Annotated in this window: 2 protein-coding genes; both read left to right on the top strand. The window is 29.6% G+C overall.

What is annotated here, in order from left to right; all coding sequences use genetic code 11:
* Positions 1-381: 381 nt before the first annotated feature.
* On the top strand, positions 382-1,395 hold the full coding sequence (locus ACVCZW_RS00230; RefSeq protein ID WP_452231314.1) for a toxin-antitoxin system YwqK family antitoxin: 1,014 nt from the start codon (positions 382-384) through the stop codon (positions 1,393-1,395).
* Between the two features lie 278 nt (positions 1,396-1,673).
* Positions 1,674-2,450: a hypothetical protein gene (locus tag ACVCZW_RS00225; protein WP_452231313.1), complete on the top strand. Its 777-nt coding sequence runs from the start codon at positions 1,674-1,676 to the stop codon at positions 2,448-2,450.
* The last annotated feature ends 998 nt before the right edge of the window (positions 2,451-3,448 follow it).

Here is a 3,448-nt window from a genome sequence, read left to right as displayed (position 1 = left end):
CAGTAGAAATGTATCATTGCGCTTAAACCGTAGCTAAAATCAGAATTCCTAAATTATATTTATATAAAATTTTAAACATCTGAACTCTGGCTAACTATGAAAAGACCTATAGATAACAACGTATATAATTAATGGCTAGTTATAGCTTGCTTACGAAAATCTTTGCAGATTTTCTATTCGGTTTTTATTTACTAAATTAGGTGCTGAAACACGCCACTAATCATATACAAACACGTTGGCACCAATTTGAGAATGAAACTTCTAACTACAATATTATTACTGTTTTTAAACTTTTTGCTATGCAATGCTCAAAGTATTTCAACTGTCGAATATCTTGGAAAAGAATTTTTGCTTTTTCCAGAAAGTCAGGACGAAAAGTATATGAACGACTTAACATATTGGAAAGAAAATGTAATTCGTGAAAAATACAAACTTGATTGGAAACAAAATATTGATGGACAATGGATTCAGTTCTATAAAAACAACGATTCGATTCCAGCTAAAATTTTTGAATTAAAAAAAACCAAATTGAATGGAGAATACAAGCAATTCTTTCAAAACGGTAAAATAGAAACAATTGAAAATTACAAAAACGAAAAGATAGTTGGATTAAAAACTAGTTTCTATAAAAGTGGGAAAATAAGAGATAGTGTAATTTATAGATTGGACGCAGCTCAAAATGGACATATTTTCTCAAATAAAACCTTTCTAAAAACATTTTACGAAAATGGAAACTATAAAAAAATACAATCCTACGATTCGCTTGGAGTAAAAAACGGAAAATGGATGGATTTTTATGAAAATGGACAAGTAAAAATAGAACAACATTACACAAATAAAAATATTGATTTAAGAAACTCTGCTAACAAAAATTCATACGGAAACAGAATAAAAAAATTCAACTATTTCTATCCAAACGGTCAAATTCAATTTTCGCTAAACTACTCAAATGATAAAATTGATAATGGTCTATTTGTGGAATATTACTCAAGTGGACAAAAGAAAATTAGTGGTAATCTTAAAAATGGATTGCGAGACTCTGAATGGGCTGAATATTATGAAAATGGAGAAATAAAATCCAAAGGAAATTATTCCTCTGGCAGTTATACTGTTTGTGGCGTTGTTCCTTTTACAGACTTTTATGAATATAAAGTTGGAGAATGGAGTTATTATTTTCCTAACGGACAAACTAAAGCAAATGGTATTTATAAATTGTCAGCTAGAAATGTTGGAACTAATTGCAAAGGTGGAGCAAATCTTAATTGTGGAACATTAACAAAAGAATGGACTTTTTATAAAGCGGACGGAAACTCAATACATTTAAAGGATGTTCTTGAAAATGAACTAATAGCAAATCAAGAAATTTTGAGAAAACGAGTTTACGAAACGGAATAAAAACTGGTGCCAACACCGTATATAATTTATTGCTAGCTTCTCGCCTACTTACGAAAGTCCTCGCGGACTTTCTTGGTCGGTAATTGTTTACTAAATTAGGTGCTTGAAACACGCAACAAACCATATACAAACACGTTACCACACATTTGAGAGAAACTTTCTGCATACTAACAATATTCTTTACATTGAATTTATTCGGGCAAAATCTAACGGATAAAATTGGAGAAATAGAAATAAAATTTATTAATCACAGTTTTAAAAGAAATTCGGATTACGAATTGACAAAAAGAAAAACTAATAAGCGTAATAGACCTTCTTCAAAAATGTATTTTGATTCAAAAGGCAATCTGCTAAAATCAATAAATTACGGAAAGTATCATAATACGGATTTAAGACTATTGAACCAAATAAGACTGTTAGAATATGATGAAAAAGGAAATAAAGCAAAAGAGAATATTTGGGGAACAGATTACGAAAAAAATCTAACCCATAATTATTATAAAGTTTTCGATTTAGATAAAAACAATAATATCATTTTGGAAAAAGTGTATGACAAGACTTCAGACACTTTATATAATAAAACTGCTTACTGGTATAGTAAAAAAGGGGAATATCAAGGCGTGAAATTTGATTCTACTTATTATTATAAAAGAGAATATAACAAAGACGGAAAACTTATCAATCTTTCACAAATCTATGACGGAAAATTGCGTTGGGATTGTAAATATAATTATACTAAAAACCAAAGAATTGGTATTTTCCAAACATATTACAATGATGGAAAAGATTACTCACAAAAAGAAATTAGAACTTACGACAAAGAAGGTCGTTTAATTGAAATAAAAGAATCACAAATTACCAAAGACGGACTTGAAGAACTAACAAACATCAATTACGATAAAAACGGAATTATCAAAAGAATTGAAGAGTACGAATCATATAATCGAGAAGATGAATTTGAATTAGTTTCTTATCTTGAAATCAAAGTTAAAAGTAAAGTAGTGATAGATACTTTGACAGCGGAAAGAATAAATGAACAAATAAGAACGGAATAAAACGTGTGGTAACAACGTGTATAAGTAATAAGGGTTAAGTGCCAAACCGAAAGTTGGTGCATATTTATGAAGTCCGCCAAATTTGTAATTTGACGAATAAATGAAAAAAGTTAATAGTAAAATTGCAAATTTGGCTAAGTGCTTAACTCGAAATTTATTGTATATTTAATCCCTTACTACTCATACACAAACCGTTATCTATAAGTTACTCACCAACAAAAATTATTGGAAAATCTATAAGTCTGAACTTCCAATAAGGGAATAATTACTCAGATGAATAATGTAATCTGAAAAACGTTACGGATTGGATTCTGTTTGATTTTATAAACCAAGATAATTTTAGATTAAAAAGATCAATAAAGTAAACCAAGATTGAAAAGCTTGCGTTTATCGTTACGACTGAATTACACGCAGAAAAACCAATCTGAGCTAATCTGGACAGTAGAAACGTATCATTGCGCTTAAACCGTTGCTAAAATCAGAATTCCTAAATTATATTTATATAAAAATTTAAACATCTGAACTCTGGCTAACTATGAAAAGACCTATAGATAACAACGTATATAATTAATGGCTAGTTTTGGCTTGCTTACGAAAATCTTTGCAGATTTTCTATTCCGTTTTTATTTGCTAAATTAGGTGCTGAAACACGCCACTAATCATATACAAACACGTTATAAAAAATAGCCGAGAATCCTCAATTTCAACAAACTGAATTTCTTAAAACATAAATAATCGGATTATTTCCTTACTCAAATCTTAATAAAATAATCGCGAACTCTGCTTACTCAATTCACGAATTGAATTCTTTGCGGAATTTTGACGCTAAGGAGAAATAACTCTTGCACAGTTTTTTAAAGCCAAGGAAATTTTAGCTCGCCAGGAAATGCTTACTCAATCGCTAAATACTCCAAAGAGTTTAAAAAAAACACTTTTCGCTATTCAACTGTAAAAGCAAAACACGTTTAGCTTTCCTCCTTTTATTGCGCAACTTAACG

The sequence above is a fragment of the Lacinutrix sp. MEBiC02595 genome, from assembly GCF_053601555.1.
This window is presented reverse-complemented; position numbering and strand designations above follow the sequence as displayed.

Excerpts from the sequence above, each read along its gene's own strand:
- ACVCZW_RS00230 (WP_452231314.1), top strand. The coding sequence starts at position 382 with ATGAACGACTTAACATATTGGAAAGAAAATGTAATTCGTGAAAAATAC.